18 protein-coding genes and 1 other RNA gene are annotated in these 17,304 nt (G+C 35.9%); 12 read left to right on the top strand and 7 right to left on the bottom strand.

Annotated elements, in window-relative coordinates:
• The first annotated feature begins 1 nt into the window (after position 1).
• Genes rseP through lpxA form a run of 6 tightly spaced genes read left to right on the top strand, consistent with a single transcriptional unit; the run spans position 2 to position 6,809 of the window.
• The gene (gene rseP, locus ODQ17_RS09935) at positions 2-1,357 is read left to right on the top strand and encodes an RIP metalloprotease RseP (RefSeq protein WP_322903284.1); all 1,356 of its coding nucleotides are present in this window, start codon (positions 2-4) and stop codon (positions 1,355-1,357) included.
• Positions 1,358-1,393: 36 nt separating this feature from the next.
• The gene (gene bamA, locus ODQ17_RS09930; RefSeq protein WP_322903281.1) at positions 1,394-3,916 is read left to right on the top strand and encodes an outer membrane protein assembly factor BamA; all 2,523 of its coding nucleotides are present in this window, start codon (positions 1,394-1,396) and stop codon (positions 3,914-3,916) included.
• A 40-nt stretch (positions 3,917-3,956) separates the two neighbouring features.
• Positions 3,957-4,457: an OmpH family outer membrane protein gene (locus tag ODQ17_RS09925; RefSeq protein WP_322903279.1), complete on the top strand. Its 501-nt coding sequence runs from the start codon at positions 3,957-3,959 to the stop codon at positions 4,455-4,457.
• A 4-nt stretch (positions 4,458-4,461) separates the two neighbouring features.
• Positions 4,462-5,532, top strand: coding sequence for a UDP-3-O-(3-hydroxymyristoyl)glucosamine N-acyltransferase (lpxD, locus tag ODQ17_RS09920; RefSeq protein ID WP_049836884.1), 1,071 nt, complete (start codon positions 4,462-4,464; stop codon positions 5,530-5,532).
• A 6-nt stretch (positions 5,533-5,538) separates the two neighbouring features.
• The gene (fabZ, locus tag ODQ17_RS09915; protein ID WP_003652176.1) at positions 5,539-6,024 is read left to right on the top strand and encodes a 3-hydroxyacyl-ACP dehydratase FabZ; all 486 of its coding nucleotides are present in this window, start codon (positions 5,539-5,541) and stop codon (positions 6,022-6,024) included.
• On the top strand, positions 6,021-6,809 hold the full coding sequence (gene lpxA, locus ODQ17_RS09910; RefSeq protein WP_003652175.1) for an acyl-ACP--UDP-N-acetylglucosamine O-acyltransferase: 789 nt from the start codon (positions 6,021-6,023) through the stop codon (positions 6,807-6,809). The genes fabZ and lpxA overlap by 4 nt, the downstream gene beginning before the upstream one ends.
• 56 nt (positions 6,810-6,865) lie before the next feature.
• On the opposite strand, the gene ODQ17_RS09905 is transcribed toward lpxA, so the two are convergent.
• Positions 6,866-7,729, bottom strand: a complete 864-nt coding sequence (locus ODQ17_RS09905; protein WP_322903275.1) for a YbgF trimerization domain-containing protein — start codon at positions 7,727-7,729, stop codon at positions 6,866-6,868.
• Between the two features lie 317 nt (positions 7,730-8,046).
• On the opposite strand from ODQ17_RS09905, the gene ffs reads away from it, so the two are divergent.
• An RNA gene (gene ffs, locus ODQ17_RS09900) (signal recognition particle sRNA small type) lies at positions 8,047-8,143 on the top strand.
• A 14-nt stretch (positions 8,144-8,157) separates the two neighbouring features.
• Here the strand turns inward: ffs and ODQ17_RS09895 are convergent.
• The 4 genes from ODQ17_RS09895 to ODQ17_RS09880 form a co-directional block, all read right to left on the bottom strand.
• Positions 8,158-8,640, bottom strand: coding sequence for a regulatory protein RecX (locus ODQ17_RS09895; RefSeq protein WP_322903273.1), 483 nt, complete (start codon positions 8,638-8,640; stop codon positions 8,158-8,160).
• 59 nt (positions 8,641-8,699) lie between these two features.
• On the bottom strand, positions 8,700-9,746 hold the full coding sequence (gene recA, locus ODQ17_RS09890; protein WP_049836882.1) for a recombinase RecA: 1,047 nt from the start codon (positions 9,744-9,746) through the stop codon (positions 8,700-8,702).
• 145 nt (positions 9,747-9,891) lie between these two features.
• Entirely contained in the window at positions 9,892-10,320 is a 429-nt protein-coding gene (locus ODQ17_RS09885) for an RNA-binding S4 domain-containing protein (protein ID WP_005306259.1), read from the bottom strand.
• The gene (locus ODQ17_RS09880) at positions 10,304-10,990 is read right to left on the bottom strand and encodes an HAD-IA family hydrolase (protein ID WP_322903269.1); all 687 of its coding nucleotides are present in this window, start codon (positions 10,988-10,990) and stop codon (positions 10,304-10,306) included. Before ODQ17_RS09880 ends, ODQ17_RS09885 begins: the two co-directional genes overlap by 17 nt.
• Positions 10,991-11,391: 401 nt before the next feature.
• Here ODQ17_RS09880 and ODQ17_RS09875 point away from each other — a divergent pair, with 401 nt between their 5' ends.
• Complete coding sequence (locus tag ODQ17_RS09875) at positions 11,392-11,685, top strand: hypothetical protein (RefSeq protein ID WP_013197614.1); 294 nt, start codon at positions 11,392-11,394, stop codon at positions 11,683-11,685.
• On the opposite strand, the gene ODQ17_RS09870 is transcribed toward ODQ17_RS09875, so the two are convergent.
• Complete coding sequence (locus tag ODQ17_RS09870) at positions 11,667-12,206, bottom strand: GNAT family N-acetyltransferase (RefSeq protein ID WP_322903265.1); 540 nt, start codon at positions 12,204-12,206, stop codon at positions 11,667-11,669. The two genes, ODQ17_RS09875 and ODQ17_RS09870, sit on opposite strands and share 19 nt — an antisense overlap.
• Before the next feature lie 29 nt (positions 12,207-12,235).
• Positions 12,236-12,685: an Lrp/AsnC family transcriptional regulator GigD gene (gene gigD / locus ODQ17_RS09865; RefSeq protein WP_004791887.1), complete on the bottom strand. Its 450-nt coding sequence runs from the start codon at positions 12,683-12,685 to the stop codon at positions 12,236-12,238.
• Positions 12,686-12,832: 147 nt separating this feature from the next.
• On the opposite strand from gigD, the gene kynU reads away from it, so the two are divergent.
• The 4 genes from kynU to ODQ17_RS09845 all read left to right on the top strand — a co-directional run bounded on the left by kynU (position 12,833) and on the right by ODQ17_RS09845 (position 17,130).
• A complete protein-coding gene (kynU, locus tag ODQ17_RS09860; protein ID WP_322903261.1) occupies positions 12,833-14,083 on the top strand; it encodes a kynureninase in 1,251 nt (416 codons plus the stop codon).
• Positions 14,084-14,123: 40 nt separating this feature from the next.
• A complete protein-coding gene (locus ODQ17_RS09855) occupies positions 14,124-15,530 on the top strand; it encodes an amino acid permease (protein WP_322903259.1) in 1,407 nt (468 codons plus the stop codon).
• 7 nt (positions 15,531-15,537) lie between these two features.
• Positions 15,538-16,284 carry an alpha/beta hydrolase gene (locus ODQ17_RS09850; protein WP_322903257.1) on the top strand — a complete coding sequence of 249 codons (747 nt, stop codon included), beginning with the start codon at positions 15,538-15,540 and terminating at the stop codon, positions 16,282-16,284.
• Positions 16,285-16,845: 561 nt separating this feature from the next.
• Complete coding sequence (locus ODQ17_RS09845; RefSeq protein ID WP_174766655.1) at positions 16,846-17,130, top strand: DUF6527 family protein; 285 nt, start codon at positions 16,846-16,848, stop codon at positions 17,128-17,130.
• The last annotated feature ends 174 nt before the right edge of the window (positions 17,131-17,304 follow it).

The following is a 17,304-nucleotide window of genomic DNA, read 5'->3' as shown; positions in this document are numbered from 1 at the left end:
AATGAGTGCATTATTTATGATTGCAGCAGCGGCTCTTTTACTTGGTCCTTTAATTGCAATTCATGAGTTTGGTCATTATTGGGTAGCACGAAAACTGGGTGTTAAAGTTTTAGTGTATTCCATTGGTTTTGGGCCTACATTACTCAAGTGGACATCAAAAAAATCTGGAATCAAATATCAACTTTCAGCTTTACCATTAGGCGGCTATGTAAAAATGCTTGATGAGCGTGAAGGTAATGTTGCAGAGCAAGATTTACCATATGCATTTAACCGCCAAAAGCCATGGAAGCGTATAGCAATTGTTGCAGCTGGTCCATTAATTAATCTGATTTTTGCTGTCTTACTTTTCTGGATCTTATTTTTACCTGCACAAGAACAACTGAACACTAGAGTCGGTAAAGTCATACCAAACTCACCAGCAGCAATTGCACAAATGCAAGTCGGCGACAAGATTATTGCTGTTGATGGAAAAGAAACGCAAACTTGGGAAAAGCTTAACTTTGCTTTAATTGATCGTGTAGGTGAAACTGGCAGTGTAAATGTTGATGTGGACCGCGCAGGTACTGAAAAGAATATTGTTTTACCAATTAAAGACTTCTTAAAAAACCAGAATGAATCAGCTTTAGATGTGTTAGGTTTTTTACCATATCGTCCTGTTATTCCTGCTGTTGTTACTGAATTGACTCAAGATGGAGCTGCAATTCGTCAAGGAATGAAAGTAGGTGATCGTATTGTTTCAATTAATGGTCAAGCAATGAAAGACTGGTTTGATGTTGTCGAGGTCGTACAACATTCTCCAGAAAAATTACTCAATATTGATGTTTTGCGTAATAGTCAATTAGTCCATTTGCAAGTTATGCCTCAAGGGAAACGAGATAACATGGGGCAAGTGAGTGGTGTTTTGGGTGTGAAAAGTGATGCAGGAAAAATTACAATTCCTGACGAATATAAGCAAACAATTCAATATACTCCAATACAAGCTTTCGAGATGTCACTAGAGAAAACTGGTCAAATCTCTAGCATGATATTGAGTTCGATAGTAAAAATGGTTAAGGGATTAATTGGTTTAGAGAATCTTTCTGGACCAATTACAATCGCGAAAGTAGCGGGACAAAGTGCAGAAATGGGATGGAAGACTTTTATCTCATTTATGGCTTTAATGAGTGTAAGTCTTGGAATTTTAAATTTATTGCCAATTCCAATGCTAGATGGTGGACATCTCGTTTATTACATTATTGAAGCTATTCGTGGTAAGCCTGTTTCTGAACAAATACAAATGTTTGGTCTAAAAATTGGTATGGTACTGCTCGGTAGTATGATGCTTTTAGCTTTATTTAACGATTTTATGCGTTTGTAAACGTATATGGATTTATAACTTACTGGAAAAACTGGCATGCGGCACACACATTTTTTAATGCCTTTGGCACTTGTTAGCGCTATGGCAGCGGTACAACAAGCATATGCAGCTGATGATTTCGTCGTTCGAGATATTCGTGTAGATGGTTTAGTCCGTCTTACTCCTGCAAATGTTTCTACCATGTTGCCAATCAACAGTGGCGATCGCGTTAATGAACCGATGATCGCAGAAGCAATTCGAACATTGTATGCCACTGGACTTTTTGACGATATTAAAGCATCAAGAGACAACGATACTTTAGTTTTTAATGTCGTAGAGCGCCCAATTATTTCAAAACTTGAATTTAAGGGTAACAAACTTATTCCTAAAGAGGCTTTAGAGCAAGGCCTCAAAAAAATGGGCATTGCTGAAGGCGAAGTTTTTAAGAAGTCAGCTTTACAAACAATTGAAACTGAATTAGAGCAGCAATATACTCAGCAAGGCCGTTATGATGCTGATGTAACTGTTGATACGATAGCTCGCCCAAATAACCGTGTTGAACTTAAATTAAATTTTAATGAAGGTACGGCGGCTAAAGTTTTTAATATCAATATTATTGGTAATACTGTTTTTAAAGACAGCGAAATTAAACAAGCTTTCGCAGTTAAAGAAAGCGGTTGGGCTTCAGTTGTAACTCGTAATGACCGTTATGCTAGAGAGAAAATGGCAGCAAGCCTTGAAGCTTTGCGTGCGATGTATCTGAATAAGGGTTATATTAACTTTCATATCAATAATTCACAGCTTAATATTAGTGAAGATAAGAAGAACATCTTTATTGAAGTTGCTGTAGAGGAAGGTAGTCAATTTAAATTTGGACAAACCAAATTTTTAGGTGATGCACTTTATAAACCAGAAGAGTTACAAGCTTTAAAAATCTATAAAGATGGTGACACTTATTCGCAAGAAAAAGTAAATGCCGTTAAGCAATTATTATTGCGTAAATATGGTAATGCTGGTTATTACTTTGCAGATGTAAATATTGTTCCGCAAATTAATAATGAAACAGGTATTGTTGACTTAAATTACTATATAAACCCAGGTCAGCAAGTTACTGTGCGTCGTATTAATTTTACTGGTAACAGTAAAACTGCCGATGAAGTATTACGTCGTGAAATGCGTCAAATGGAAGGCGCTTTAGCGAGTAATGAAAAAATTGATTTGTCTAAGGTTCGTTTAGAGCGTACAGGATTCTTCAAAACAGTTGATATTAAGCCAGCTCGTATTCCAAACTCACCAGATCAGGTTGATTTAAACGTAAATGTTGAGGAGCAACACTCGGGAACTACTACATTAGCTGTAGGTTACTCACAAAGTGGTGGTATCACGTTCCAGGCAGGTTTGAGTCAAACTAACTTTATGGGAACGGGTAATCGTGTTGCGATCGATTTATCTCGTTCTGAAACTCAAGATTACTATAACTTAAGTGTTACCGACCCTTACTTTACAATTGATGGGGTAAGCCGAGGTTATAACGTTTACTACCGTAAAACCAAACTCAATGAGGACTATAACGTTAATAACTACGTTACCGATAGTTTCGGTGGTAGTTTAAGTTTTGGTTATCCAATTGATGAAAATCAAAGTTTAAGTGCGTCTGTCGGTATTGATAATACTAAAGTAACGACAGGTGCATATGTATCTACTTATGTACGTGACTACTTGAAGGCAAATGGTGGTAAAGCAACAAGTAAGGGTTCATATTGCCCATTACTAGATGGTAAATCTCAAATTGATAGTACAACTGGGGAATGTTCGGTAACCCCAGAAACATATGATAATGCGTTTGAAGGTGAATTCTTTACCTATAATCTGAATTTAGGTTGGTCATATAACACGTTAAATAGACCAATTTTCCCAACTTCAGGTATGTCACATCGTGTAGGCCTAGAAATTGGCTTGCCAGGTAGTGATGTTGATTATCAAAAAGTAACTTATGATGCTCAAGCGTTCTGGCCTATTAAAGACACAGGTTTTGTACTTCGTGGTTATGGTAAGTTGGGTTATGGTAATGATTTACCATTCTATAAAAACTTTTATGCGGGTGGTTATGGTTCAGTTCGAGGATACGATAACAGTACCTTGGGGCCTAAATATGCAAGCGTAAATTTACAAGAAACTCAATCTAATGATCCTTCACCAGAAGACGTTGGTGGTAATGCTTTAGTTCAGTTTGGTACAGAACTCGCTTTACCATTGCCATTCAAAGGAGATTGGACTCGCCAAGTACGTCCAGTTTTATTTGCTGAGGGTGGTCAAGTTTTTGATACTAAGTGTGACATTAATAACACTGCCTACGGTAAGAAAGGCATGATGATTAATGGTCAGCAAATTGATGATGTTAGAAAATACTGTGAAGATAACTATGGTTTTGATTTAGGGAACATACGTTATAGCGTAGGGGTTGGCTTCACATGGATCACTATGATTGGACCATTATCTCTTAGCTATGCATTCCCTCTAAATGATAAGCCTGGTGATGAAACTAAAGAGATCCAGTTTGAAATCGGTCGTACTTTCTAAGTACGACTTGACTAAACATGAAATAAGGACACAAATTTAAATGAAAAAATTAAATATATTAATGTTAGGACTAGGTCTGACAGTTTCTGCAATGACTAATGCTGCCGGTTATGGTGTCATTGATCTTGCTAAAGTTGTTGAAAGCAGTACTTATTTGAAACAACAAAACGCAAGTTTAAATCAATCAGTTAAGCCAACCACAACTCGTCTTGAGCAGTTAGGTAAAGAATTAGAAGGTCTTCAACGTCAAGCCCAAACTCAAGGGCAAAAAATGAAAGAAGATGATATCAAAAAGCTTCAGGCGCAATATCAAACAAAACTCAATGAATTTAATTCTACTCAACAAGGTTTGCAGTCTAAAGTTCAAACTAGTTTGCAAGGAATGAACTCAAATTTTGAGACTCGTGTGAAGCAAGCAGCTGAACAATTACGAAAAGAAAATAATCTTGACTTCATTTTGAATAAAAATTCAACTGTTGCCTATGACGCTAAATATGATTTAACTGATAAAATGATACAAAAGGTTAATTCAATGAAATAAATTAATGAAAGTGCAACATTATCGTTTAGATGAACTAGCTCACCTAGTAAATGGTGAGCTAGTAGGTACGGGTAGTCTTCAATTTATAAACTTAGCAAGTTTAGAAAATGCTGAAACTCATCAAATTGCTTTCGTGAATGGCGAAAAGTATATTGATCAAGCAAAGGCTAGCCGTGCGGGTGCGTACATTGTTACAAGCCTTATTAAAGAACAGCTTCCTGACAAACAAAATTTTATTATTGTTGATAATCCATATTTAGCATTTGCCATACTTACGCATGTTTTCGATAAAAAAATCACATCGGTAGGTATAGAAAGTACTGCTCAAATTCATCCTTCTGCGATCATTTCTGAAACAGCATATATTGGTCATTACGTCGTCATTGGCGAAAATTGTGTAGTTGGTGATAACACAATTATTCAGTCTCATACTCGACTGGATGATAATGTGGAAGTTGGAAAAGATTGTTTTATTGATGCTCATGTCACTATTACTGGTGGATCTAAATTATTTGATCGTGTGCGAGTTCATGCAAGCACTGTAATTGGTAGTGAAGGTTTTGGCTTTGCGCCATATCAAGGAAAGTGGCATCGTATTGCTCAATTGGGTTCAGTTGTTATTGGTAATGATGTTCGCATTGGTTCAAATTGTAGTATTGATCGAGGTGCACTCGACAACACCATTTTGGAAGATGGAGTAATTATTGATAACCTTGTGCAAATCGCGCATAACGTTCATATTGGTTCAAATACAGCTATCGCTGCTAAATGCGGAATTGCTGGTAGTGTTAAAATTGGCAAAAACTGTATTCTAGCTGGGGCTTGCGGTGTATCAGGCCACCTTTCTATTACCGATAACGTGACTTTGACCGGAATGTCAATGGTCACAAAAAATATTTCTGAACCTGGTACTTACTCTTCGGGAATTGGATTATTTGAAAATAGCCATTGGAAAAAGACAATTGTACGCTTGCGACAATTAGCAGATGTGCCATTGACCCAAATCACTAAACGACTTGATCATATACAAGCTCAAATAGAGTCTCTTGAATCAACCTTTAATTTGCGTAAATAGAATATTATGACCGAGTCAACTACACCTAAATTTGCCATCCCTGAATTACCAATGCAGATTCAAACGATTCGTCAATATTTGCCGCATCGTTATCCTTTCTTATTGGTTGATCGTGTGACTGAAGTTACTGACAATAGTATTGTTGGTTATAAAAATGTTTCTATCAATGAAGAGTTCTTACAGGGACATTTCCCAGAATATCCAATTATGCCTGGTGTTCTAATTGTAGAAGCATTAGCTCAAGTTTCAGGTGTTCTAGGGTTTATTATGAACAATGAAACGCCAAAACCTGGTTCTTTATTCCTTTTTGCTGGTGCGGAAAGAGTTAGATTTAAAAAACAAGTAGTTGCTGGTGACCAACTTGTATTAAAATCTGAATTAGTAATGCAAAAACGCGGTATCTACAAATATAACTGTACGGCTACCGTGGATGGTATTGTAGCAACAACCGCTGAAATTATGATTTCACACCAAAAAACAGAGCAGGCATGAGCAATCACGACTTAATTCATTCTACGGCCATTATTGATCCATCTGCAGTGATTGCTCCAGATGTCCAGATAGGACCTTATTGCGTTATCGGTCCAAATGTGACGATTGGTGCGGGTACTAAACTTCATTCTCATGTAGTAGTGGGTGGTTTTACCAAAATTGGTCAAAATAATGAGATTTTCCAGTTCGCAAGTGTTGGTGAGGTTTGCCAAGATTTGAAATATCAAGGTGAAGAAACTTGGTTAGAGATTGGTGATCATAATTTAATTCGTGAACATTGCAGTTTACATAGAGGAACTGTGCAAGATAATGCTTTAACTAAAATAGGAAGTCATAACCTATTGATGGTTAATACACATATTGCACATGATTGTATTGTTGGTGATCACAATATCTTCGCGAATAACGTTGGTGTTGCTGGGCACGTACACATAGGTGATCACATCATTATTGGTGGTAATTCTGGCATTCATCAATTCTGTAAAATTGATTCTTACAGTATGGTGGGTGGAGCATCACTAATTTTAAAAGATGTGCCAGCTTACGTTATGGCTTCTGGTAATCCAGCTCATGCATTCGGTATTAATATCGAAGGAATGCGTAGAAAGGGTTGGTCTAAGAATACAATTCAAGGTCTCAGAGAGGCTTATAAATTAATTTTTAAATCAGGTCTTACTTCTGTTCAAGCTGTTGAGCAGATTAAAAATGATATTCTTCCGAATGTTCCTGAAGCTCAATTACTAATTGACTCTGTTGAACAGTCAGAACGTGGTATTGTGCGTTAAGAAAATATATTAAAAAAAGACACTGCATTTGCAGTGTCTTTTTTTTCTTAAAATTATTATTTATTAAAAAATTTGGCTTCTTCAGATTTTGGATACTGACTTAAAATTTTAGTTTTATATTGGTTTGCTAAAGCTGTATTTTTATCGACATCTTTAGCAATGCTATAGAGCTGATAAAGGGCGCGAGGAGCTTTACTCGAATTTGGATATCGAGTTGCTACTACATTGTAGTTCTTTTTAGCTTCATTATAATTCACCGGATCAGTTGCTAAATTAAACTCAGCTAACCAAAAATATGCATTCCCTGTATAGACGCTATTAGGATGATTTTTGATAAAGTTCTGCATTGGAGCAATAGCTTTTTTTGCGCCACCTTGTTTATAGGCATCTAAAGCAACAGTGTAAGCTGCCTTTTCAAGCTCTATAGGATTTGATTGGTTTTGTGAAGGTGGTTGTGAGGCTTCCGGTTGAGGTGGAGGAGTAGTGGGTGGGGTGCTTGTTGGAGCAGTATTCACTACTTTGTTTTCAACTGCAGGAGTTTCTGTGCTTGCCGTAGCAGGAGTATCACTGTTTGTTGGATTATCTGATTGTGCACTTTCAGGATCAACTTTCTGATTAAGGAGTTCTAGGCGTTGATCTAGGTCTGTGTAGCGATTAGATAGATCTTTTTTTAATTGTTCAATATCATTTGATTGTTCTTCTAATTGCCCACGTAGGGTACGTATATCATTTTCTAATTGTTGATTTTTTTGCATTAATTCCCAGTTTAAATTACTAGGTACTGAAACATTATTAGAAGAAGAATTAGTTGCGCTACCACCGCTTTGGCTTAAACCGCGAGACTCAATTGGAATGTTGGCATAGAGAGAGGTAGTGCTCATTAAGGCAATAAATAAGAAAGAATGCTTCATCAATCGCATGAGTATAGGTCCATAATTTTATGTAAAAGCCAACTTAAAAAAGGAATATATAAACTATTCACTTAACTATCTAACTAAGATTTTAATTGGTCAATGCAATTAAAACAGCTAACAATATAAATGCAAGAATAGTTTACAATCTTCAAGCATATTTTATCCAAAATTAGATACAAGAAAAAATATAGGGGAGAGAAGTATAGGAGTTTAAGGCTTTTTGCTGATGAATTAATCAATTGAAACATAAACTTGCTTAAAACCGTGAAGAAGGCTTGCAACTATTTTAAAAATCTCTATACTCTGTTTTGCAATGGTAGCCCCGCTGGTGGCTTCGCAATTGTACTCTGTGAACCCCGCCAGGACCGGAAGGTAGCAACGGTAGCAGATCTATGATGTGCCGAAGTTTTGCTAGTGGGGCTGCCACCATTCTTTTAATCCACTCTCCGTTGGATTGCTTTCATAATTACATCTAAATCAAATCCTCTATATTGTAAGAACCTCATCTGTTTTGCTTTTAGTTTAGGATCTTTTTCTACTTCTTCACCGAATTTCTTCACTTTCAGTTGATAAGCCTGTTCTGCCCAATCAATATTATGAATTTCGTCTGCAATTAAATCATTTTCAATTTGTTTTGTTTTTAAAACTTGCTTAATACGTTTTGGACCTTTTCCTTTACGAATTTGGCTAGCTAATGTTAATTCTGCAACACGTTGATCACTTTGATAGTTTTGTTCAGATAGTTCTTCAACAAGTCGCTTAACCTCTTCGAGGTTTTGTGCATAACGAGTTAGTTTTTCGGTAAGCTCTGCTTTGGAGTAATCTCGACGAGTCAATAAAGCAAAAGCATAAGAGCGTAAACGTTGACCTGTAAGCAAAGCTCTTTGTTGAGACTGTTCTTCAGTTCTTTTGAACATAGTATTAGGGTTCCCTTGTAAAAAAACGCCCCGAAGGGCGTTTTAAGGCTCATGAATAATTAAGATTCTAGTAGAAGATCAGCTTCTTCTTCATCTTCAACTTGAGCAGTATTAGTACCTGTTGTTAACAACTGTTCACGGATATTACGTTCAATCTCTCCAGCCATTTGAGGATTTTCTTCAAAGTGGCGAATAACATTGTTCTTACCTTGACCAATTTTATTACCTTGATATGAATACCAAGCACCTGCTTTTTGTACGATATCTTGTTGTACAGCTAAATCTACAAGTTCGCCTAGCTGGTTTGTGCCTTTACCATATAGGATTTGGAAAATAGCCTCTCTGAAAGGAGGGGCCATTTTGTTTTTAACCACTTTAACTCGGGTTTCAGAGCCGACGATTTCATCACCTTCTTTTACTTGGCCAATACGGCGGATATCTAAACGTACAGAAGCGTAGAACTTCAATGCGTTACCACCAGTTGTAGTTTCCGGACTACCAAACATTACCCCAATCTTCATACGGATCTGGTTAATGAAGATAACCATACAGTTTGAACGTTTAGCATTACCCGTAATTTTACGAAGTGCCTGACTCATTAAACGAGCTTGCAAGCCCATATGAGAGTCACCCATCTCACCTTCAATTTCTGCTTTAGGAGTAAGTGCAGCGACTGAGTCGACAACGATTAAGTCAATTGCACCAGAACGAACGAGCATATCTGCAATTTCGAGTGCTTGTTCACCGTTATCAGGTTGCGATACAAGCAGATTATCAATGTCCACACCAAGCTTACGTGCATATTGTGGATCTAATGCGTGCTCTGCATCGATAAATGCGCAAGTACCACCAGTTTTTTGACATTGTGCAATTGCTTGTAGAGTCATTGTGGTTTTACCAGAAGATTCTGGACCATAAATCTCGACAATACGACCTTTTGGTAAACCGCCAATCCCTAATGCAATATCTAAAGTCAAAGAGCCTGTAGATACAGCTTCAACAGCTTGAACAGTGTTGTCACCGAGACGCATCACCGTATTTTTGCCAAATTGTTTCTCAATTTGACTTAGCGCGGCTTGTAATGCTTTGCTTTTATTCTCATCCATCTCAAAAACCTCAATACTCTATGTTCATCACGTTTAACCCAAGTGGATGCATTGAATCTCAACTTGTTTCACTAGGGTAATAGTGACAGATTTTTTCTATAGCTTCTATGTGTTGTATGTGTGTGTGCGACACAACTCGACGTTTTTATTCATCACCGTATGACCAATTTTGATCATTCTCCTGTTTAAACCGAATAATTTGACGACGATCCTTTTTACCTGGTCTATGGTCAGGTCGAGCTAGATTATGCAATTTTCGTTGGGATGCAATCAACTCCCGTCTAGCAATACTTACTTCGGTTTCTTCATAAAGTTGCTGTGCGATTGGAGCTGGACCACGTGTGTTCGAAAGAGCTTTTATCACAACAGTTTTTTTATCAAACCCTTGCTGAATAACAAGTTCCATTCCAACTCGAATTTCTTTGGAAACTTTTACCCGCTCATTATTGTGATGTACTTTACCTCCTTCAATCGCTCCTTTAGCAATTGAACGAGTTTTAAAAAAACGAGCAACCCATAACCATTTGTCGACACGCATGGTCTCTACAGCATCGTTTTCAGGCAATTTTGACATCATTATCCTTTCTATCAATTTCATTCAATATAGACAGCAATTCAGTAAGCCGATCTAGTGCTTTAAATTCTAAATCTTGATGCTGCTTTATATCCTTTAGACTTGAGGGCTGCGAGATAGTAAACAAGTGTTGAATACCAAATTTTTCTGCTGTCTTTAATACGGGAGCCGTATCATCAATAAAAATCGTTTCATCTGGATTGAATGGATGTAATCTTTGGAGTTCTTGCCAAAAATTAATATCTTCTTTGGCATAACCTACTTGTTCACTTGATATGATGACATCGAAGAAATGTTCAATTGCAATATTATCTAGTTTTAAACGTAAGCTCGCGCGGTCAGCATTTGTAACTAACCAACACGTGTATCCTTGCTCTTTAAGTTGTTGCAAAATCTCAATACAGCCAGAACGAGCTTGAATCTTAGATTGAAATTCTTGTTGTAATTTGAGTACATCAAGGCCTACAGTTTTAGTCCAATAGGTTGATGAATACCAAACAAGCGTATGGCGATGTGATTGATAAAATTGATATAGCTTTTCTTTGCTCTTGGAGAGGGGAAGTTGATGTATTTTTGCATGTCGTTCAGGAAGACATTCATTCCATATGAAATCATCAAAAGCGAGATCTAAGAGTGTTCCGTCCATGTCAAACATTATGGTTTTAGACATTTTTTTTAAGATCTCCAAAATCATTTAAATCAAAATTTTTAAAACACATCTACCATATAACCTTTTAAAATCATAAATTAAATAAACTTATAAATACTCAAACTAATTTAAAGCTCCATCCAATAATTTTCTAAAATTTACATAGCTTCATAGGATGGATAGGAGAGATCAATGGTTTGAAATTATAACGTGGAATTTGGTAAAACAAAAAATAGTAATGAGATAGTTTTAGTAGAAAATTTCTCTCTTAAATTAAAAATATTTAAAATTTATTTAAGGTTTTTAGCCGCTAGGATTAAGTTTGCTTACATAGGATACGTATTGACAAACATTTTATAAATTGAAGGATACTTATTTAAAGTTATATTTAAAATTATTCCTATAAGAACCTAGAGAAAGCAATGAAAATTGGATTTATTGGTGGAACCAATGACGGTATCGTAATCAATGCTGCTGATGGCCTTGATACTTATAAACTTGAGTGGCACTACAAAGCAGAAAAACATTGTGAGTCACAACTTAACTTAGGGCTGAATGGACCAGAGTATGATTATTACAATTTATTAATTCTAAGAAAAAATAAAGAGGCTAAACTTTTTTATGTGCTTACCACTATGGAAAAAGAAGAAATAGCAGATAAACTTAATGAATATTGGGAATGTTCAACCTCTGTCGGCTATGATTTTGATGAGTAAACATTCGTGATTTCATATAGCACATGTTCTCTTAATTCGTGATGAAGAGGAACTTTAGGATGTTCGAAGTTTTTAACTTTTTGCATTCCAAGTTTTTTCATGACAGCTTGAGAGGGTGTATTAATCGTAGCGGTAAATGAAACGATTTTATCTAAATTCAATATATTAAAACCATAATCTAAAACTGCTTTTGCACCTTCTGTTGCATAACCTTGTTTCCAAAATTCTTTTGCAAGTCGCCACCCAATTTCCACACATGGAGAAAAGTCAAATTGTTCAGGTTGGCTGTGTAGACCAATAAACCCGATAAATTGATGGGTTTCTTTTAATTCTACTGCCCAAAAGCCCCAACCTTTTTCTTGGATGAGAGATGAAATTTTTTGGATTAAATTAAGGCTTTCTTGAGGGGTTAAGAGATTTGGGAAAAATTGCATAACATCTTGATCTAAGCCCATTGTTATAAATGACTCAAAATCACTTTCTTTCCACTGTCTTAAAATTAAACGCTTTGTTTCGATCATGAGATGACTCTTTAATTAAAAATGAGGTGTCAAAGTGGTTTTTGCACAATCTTCTGTAAAATGATCTTGGAATTGATGCTCACTACACCTTTTATTTTATTTAAGGTGTTAATGACGAAATGAGAAAAAGAACTCAAATCTTTGGTCGCAACGTGTAAAACATAATTAGATTCACCAGTAATAATATATGCATTAATGACTTCATCAAAATTTTTGATCTGACTTAAAAAGAAGTTGTGATCATTTTCTGTTAGCTGGGCAAGTTTTATTTCGACGATTGCCTCAATTTTTATGCCTAATTTTTCATAATTAACTTTCGCTTGATATTTTTCAATTACACCATTGCTTTCTAAAATTTTAACACGCCGATGACAAGCTGAAGCCGAAAGGTTAACGAGATCGGCCAGTTCTTGGTTACTTAACCGAGCATTATCTTGTAAATACTTCAGAATTTTTAGGTCGATTGCATCCACATTCATTTTCGAATTTCATCCATGTTTTTTAATTTTAATTCGAATTTTATACGAAAATAGCAAGTTTTAATCAAATATTATCGAATAAATCGAAAGAATTGGCGTGATAAAATTCAAATACAAAGGAAATGTTGAAAATAGGTGAAATAACAAATGATTACTCGCGAACAATGCCTCTATTGGGATCAGGAAGATGAACTCAAAAAGTTTAAAGATGAATTTGCACTGCCAAAAAATGTCATTTATTTAGATGGTAATTCTTTAGGTGCAAGACCAAAGAAATCATTAGAGGTTGCTCAGCATATTATTTCAAAAGAGTGGGGTGAGGACCTCATTAATAGTTGGAATAAAGCAGATTGGTGGGGGCTACCAACTAGACTCGGAGATAAAGTCGCGCAGCTTATCAGTGCCGAAAAAGGGGAAGTCATTATTTCAGATTCAACGACCTTAAATTTATTCAAAGTTTTATCGGCAGCGGTAAAAATTCAAGCCGAAAAATTTCCGGAACGTAAAATTATTGTTGCAGAAAAAGATGCTTTCCCAACCGATATTTATATTATTGAAGGCTTTATAGACTTGATTAATCAAGGTTATCAAGTTGAGTTGATTGATGGGGCCGATGATTTGCATCGTGTTTTGGCAAAAGATGTGGCTGTAGTTGTTCTTTCTCATGTGAATTATCGGACTGGATATTTCTATGATATGGAATCTATTAATCAACAAATTCACTCTAAAGATGCTTTGATTATTTGGGATTTATGTCACTCGGTTGGTGCGGTGCCTATGGATCTTAATCAGAGCAATAGTGATTTTGCGATTGGCTGTACTTATAAATATTTAAATGGCGGCCCAGGTTCTCCAGCATTGTTATGGGTAAATCGAAAGCATCGTGATCAGTTCTGGCAACCTTTATCAGGCTGGTGGGGGCACAAAAAACCATTTGATATGGCTCAGCACTATGAACCTGCTAACAGTATTCGTCGTTATTTATGTGGAACTCAACCTATCATTTCGATGAGTCTAATCGAATGTGGTATCGATATTTTCTTACAAGCTGATATGCAACAAATACGCGAGAAATCCCTCAAATTAACTGATTTGTTTATTCAACTTGTTCAACAAGAATGTCCTCAGTTTGGTTTTGAGCTGATTACACCTTTAAACCATAAATATCGTGGCAGTCATGTCAGTTATAGACATGAGTTTGGTTATGAAATTATTCAGGCGCTTATTGCTCGTGGTGTGATTGGGGATTATCGAGAGCCGGAAGTATTACGTTTTGGAATTACACCTTTATATCTAGGTTTTGAAGATATCTGGAATGCTGTACAGCAACTTAAGCAAATTATGCTGAATAGTGAATGGAAAAATGAGCGTTATCTGGTACGTAGCGAAGTGACCTGATCGTTAAAGGTTAATATCAGAATAATGGCTAGGAGGGCCTATGAGCAGTTTTGATGAAATACAAAATCGAGAAGCGGGTTTACATAAGAAATTATCCGCAAAACAGATGGGAATGATTGCAATTGGTGGTGCGATTGGTACAGGACTGTTCATGGGAAGCAAGTTTGCAATTAGCTTTGCTGGCCCCGCTGTCATCGTGAGCTATGCCATTGGCGGCTTAATTGCATTTGCTATTATGGCTTGTTTGGCTGAGATGACAGTTCAACATCCTACGTCAGGCTCATTTGGAGCATATGCTGAGCATTATGTAAGTCCTCTTGCTGGGTTTTTAGTCCGTTATTGTTATTGGGCATGTATTGTATTAGCGGTCGGTACAGAAATTACAGCAGTTGCTGACTATATGAAATTATGGTTTCCAGATGTAGGCTCTTGGGTCTGGATCGCTTTTTTCTCGCTGACTTTGCTTGTGGTTAATGCATATAGCGTTAAAGCTTTTGGATTTGTTGAATATTGGTTTTCGACAATAAAAGTCTTTGCAATTATTGTATTTATTCTTTTAGCAATTGGCATTCTGACTCAAAGTCATGGAGGAACAGAACAGGTTCTCTCTAATTTAACCGAGCATGGTGGCTTTTTTCCTCATGGTTTTAGTGGGGTCTGGATCGGGGTAATCATTTCAATATTTAGTTATTTAAGTATTGAAATGATCGCTGTTGCAGCTGGTGAGGCTAAAGATCCGGAAAGAGCCGTTAAGAAAGCGTTTAAAAGTACTGCAATTCGCTTAATCCTATTTTATTTACTGTCTTTATTTCTCATTGTGGCGCTTGTTCCATGGACAACTTTAATTGGGGCCGAGGCGACCAGCCCATTTGTGATGGTAATGAAAATTGTAGGTATTCCATATGCAGACAGCATTTTAAATTTTATTGTAATTGTCGCGGCTTTATCAGCCATGAATAGTATGTTGTATATCTCAACACGTATGCTATTTAGCTTGTCACGCGCAGGTGATGCACCGAAACTATTTGGTCGTATTAGTCATAATGGCGTACCAATTAACGCGTTGCTATTGTCAGCGGTCGGTATTGGTATAGCAAGTATTGTTTATACGATTAACCCAGCTTCTGCTTTTCCGATCATGATTGCTTTATCTATGTTTGGTGCGTTGTTCACTTGGGGCAGTATTTTTGTTACGCATATGTTTTTTAGACGGAAAATGGCACAACAAGGTCAGCAGTTAAAGTTTAAGGTTCCAGCGAGCCAGTTAATTTCACTGTTGGGGTTAATCGCAATTTTAAGTATCACAGTCACCACATGGTTTACCAATGAATTCAAGTCAACTTTACAATTTGGAGTTCCATTAGTTGTTGTTCTTACGGTTTTCTACTATTTAAAGCGATCATCAAGCAAGCTTGCTTTAAATGCTCATGAAGAATCGTTGAAGTGAGAGACCTATGAGACTCTATGACAATGCTAGAACTGTGGCTAATGAACATGAGCTATTGGCAGAATTTCAAAGAAGCAGCTTGGCGGCCTATCAACAATGCACTCATATTGCAGATATTCAATATGGTCCGCACCCAAGGTCAACTTTAGATTTATTCCCATTAGAGCAAGCTAAAAAGACTGTTATTTTTATTCATGGCGGCTATTGGCAATGGTGTGATAAATCAGATTTTGGATTCATCGTACCGTATGTTCTAGCAAAAGGAGCCCAGTGTGTTCTTTTAGAATATGATCTAGCCCCACAAAGCAAAATTTCAGATATTGCTTCTCAAATTAATCAAGCTCTCGATTTTATTCGAGAGCAAGACTGGAGAACCGATGAGGTGGTTTTGGTTGGGCATTCAGCAGGGGCGCATCTGGCTGCTTTGTCATTAGGCCATCCATTCATATCTGAGATGGCGTTGCTAAGTGGAATTTATGACTTAAGGCCTATACAAAGCACTCATTTAAACCATGCTCTCTATCTTTCAAGCGAAGATATCTTAAAATATAGTCCTGTTCATCAGTTAAATCGAGTCACTATTCCATGTTCAATTTTCTGCGGTGAACTTGAGCTCGAAGAATTGAAATGGCAAAGCCAAAATTATTTTGATAATAAAAAAGAGCAAGATCAGGATTTTGTTTCTTTTAAGCTTATTCCTAAAATTAATCATTATTCTATTTTAGAACACTATTTTAAGTCGATATTAGTTTAAACAGTCGAATTACAATATATGCAATGTGATTGTATGAGTAGTTAATTTTATAAAAAGATAAAGTGTGAGGTGAATCACATCTTAACCTGTTTTTTTATAGAAATTATTTATTGTTGTTGACCTAACAGTGGAACTTAATTAGATTAAAAAGATAGTGCTTTCTCACTAGACAATAAATTGTTTAGCTGTTGTTTAGTTGAGTTTTTAAGTCCGTAGCTTCCCAAGATGCGGACTTTTTTATTTGACTTTTAAAAACAATAAGATAAAGGGTGATATAGCTATAATATCTATCCAAAGATTAATATGAATGAATAAGATAGACCTGTCATAAATAAGAAATAAACTAGGATTTTTTTAATGATTTAACTCGAATTATCATTTAATAAGTAGATTAATTAAAATATAAGCTGACTTATCATTCATGAATTTGTCATATAGGCTTGATAAATTATAAGAAAATAAAAAGCTATAAATAATAATTAAATAATATATATAGCATTTGAAAGTAATTAATTTAGTCGGCTCTCATGAGTTGATTTTTTTATTTATAAAGGAGCCTTTATGAAAGTACAATATTTTGAAGGTGGTATGTATAAACATATGTGCCCAGGTTGCGGGTATCTTCACTATATTCCTGTACTTTATCCTTTTTCTAATGGTAACCAATGGACTTTTAATAATAATTTGGAAAAACCAACTTTTGATCAGCTCATAATTATGTATGGGCATTGTAATTACTTTATTAAAGGTGGATTTATTGAATATAGCGTTAACTGTAGACATCATTTAGCCGGATGTACGGTTGAGTTGCCAGAACTAAAATTAAAAAATTATAGGTTTTATTAATTTTAGTTTTTGTCATATATATTTAAGATCATTTAAAAATTTATAGAATCGGTAAGTAATAGAGACTCTAGAAATATATCTTTACATATTTAATACTGAATATGTATAGTTAAAGAAATTGTAAATTTATTTTGGTTGAAGCTAGGATTGAAATTTGCAAAAATTTATATAACT

Origin of the sequence: Acinetobacter sp. IRS14 (assembly GCF_034650275.1) — a bacterium.
Taxonomy (GTDB): Bacteria; Pseudomonadota; Gammaproteobacteria; order Pseudomonadales; family Moraxellaceae; genus Acinetobacter; species Acinetobacter oleivorans.
Note: the sequence above shows the minus strand (reverse complement) of the source record. Positions and strands in the feature narration are given on the sequence as shown.

Bases quoted from the DNA above. Each gene is read 5' to 3' on its own strand.
- ODQ17_RS09875 (WP_013197614.1), top strand. From the start codon at position 11,392: ATGAAAATTGGATTTATTGGTGGAACCAATGACGGTATCGTAATCAAT.
- fabZ (WP_003652176.1), top strand. From the start codon at position 5,539: ATGACCGAGTCAACTACACCTAAATTTGCCATCCCTGAATTACCAATG.
- ODQ17_RS09925 (WP_322903279.1), top strand. From the start codon at position 3,957: ATGAAAAAATTAAATATATTAATGTTAGGACTAGGTCTGACAGTTTCT.
- ODQ17_RS09885 (WP_005306259.1), bottom strand. From the start codon at position 10,320: ATGTCAAAATTGCCTGAAAACGATGCTGTAGAGACCATGCGTGTCGAC.
- lpxD (WP_049836884.1), top strand. From the start codon at position 4,462: ATGAAAGTGCAACATTATCGTTTAGATGAACTAGCTCACCTAGTAAAT.
- ODQ17_RS09895 (WP_322903273.1), bottom strand. From the start codon at position 8,640: ATGTTCAAAAGAACTGAAGAACAGTCTCAACAAAGAGCTTTGCTTACA.
- recA (WP_049836882.1), bottom strand. From the start codon at position 9,746: ATGGATGAGAATAAAAGCAAAGCATTACAAGCCGCGCTAAGTCAAATT.
- ODQ17_RS09880 (WP_322903269.1), bottom strand. From the start codon at position 10,990: ATGTCTAAAACCATAATGTTTGACATGGACGGAACACTCTTAGATCTC.
- ODQ17_RS09855 (WP_322903259.1), top strand. From the start codon at position 14,124: ATGAGCAGTTTTGATGAAATACAAAATCGAGAAGCGGGTTTACATAAG.
- lpxA (WP_003652175.1), top strand. From the start codon at position 6,021: ATGAGCAATCACGACTTAATTCATTCTACGGCCATTATTGATCCATCT.
- ODQ17_RS09870 (WP_322903265.1), bottom strand. From the start codon at position 12,206: ATGATCGAAACAAAGCGTTTAATTTTAAGACAGTGGAAAGAAAGTGAT.
- ODQ17_RS09905 (WP_322903275.1), bottom strand. From the start codon at position 7,729: ATGCGATTGATGAAGCATTCTTTCTTATTTATTGCCTTAATGAGCACT.
- kynU (WP_322903261.1), top strand. From the start codon at position 12,833: ATGATTACTCGCGAACAATGCCTCTATTGGGATCAGGAAGATGAACTC.
- ODQ17_RS09845 (WP_174766655.1), top strand. From the start codon at position 16,846: ATGAAAGTACAATATTTTGAAGGTGGTATGTATAAACATATGTGCCCA.
- gigD (WP_004791887.1), bottom strand. From the start codon at position 12,685: ATGAATGTGGATGCAATCGACCTAAAAATTCTGAAGTATTTACAAGAT.
- bamA (WP_322903281.1), top strand. From the start codon at position 1,394: ATGCGGCACACACATTTTTTAATGCCTTTGGCACTTGTTAGCGCTATG.
- rseP (WP_322903284.1), top strand. From the start codon at position 2: ATGAGTGCATTATTTATGATTGCAGCAGCGGCTCTTTTACTTGGTCCT.
- ODQ17_RS09850 (WP_322903257.1), top strand. From the start codon at position 15,538: ATGAGACTCTATGACAATGCTAGAACTGTGGCTAATGAACATGAGCTA.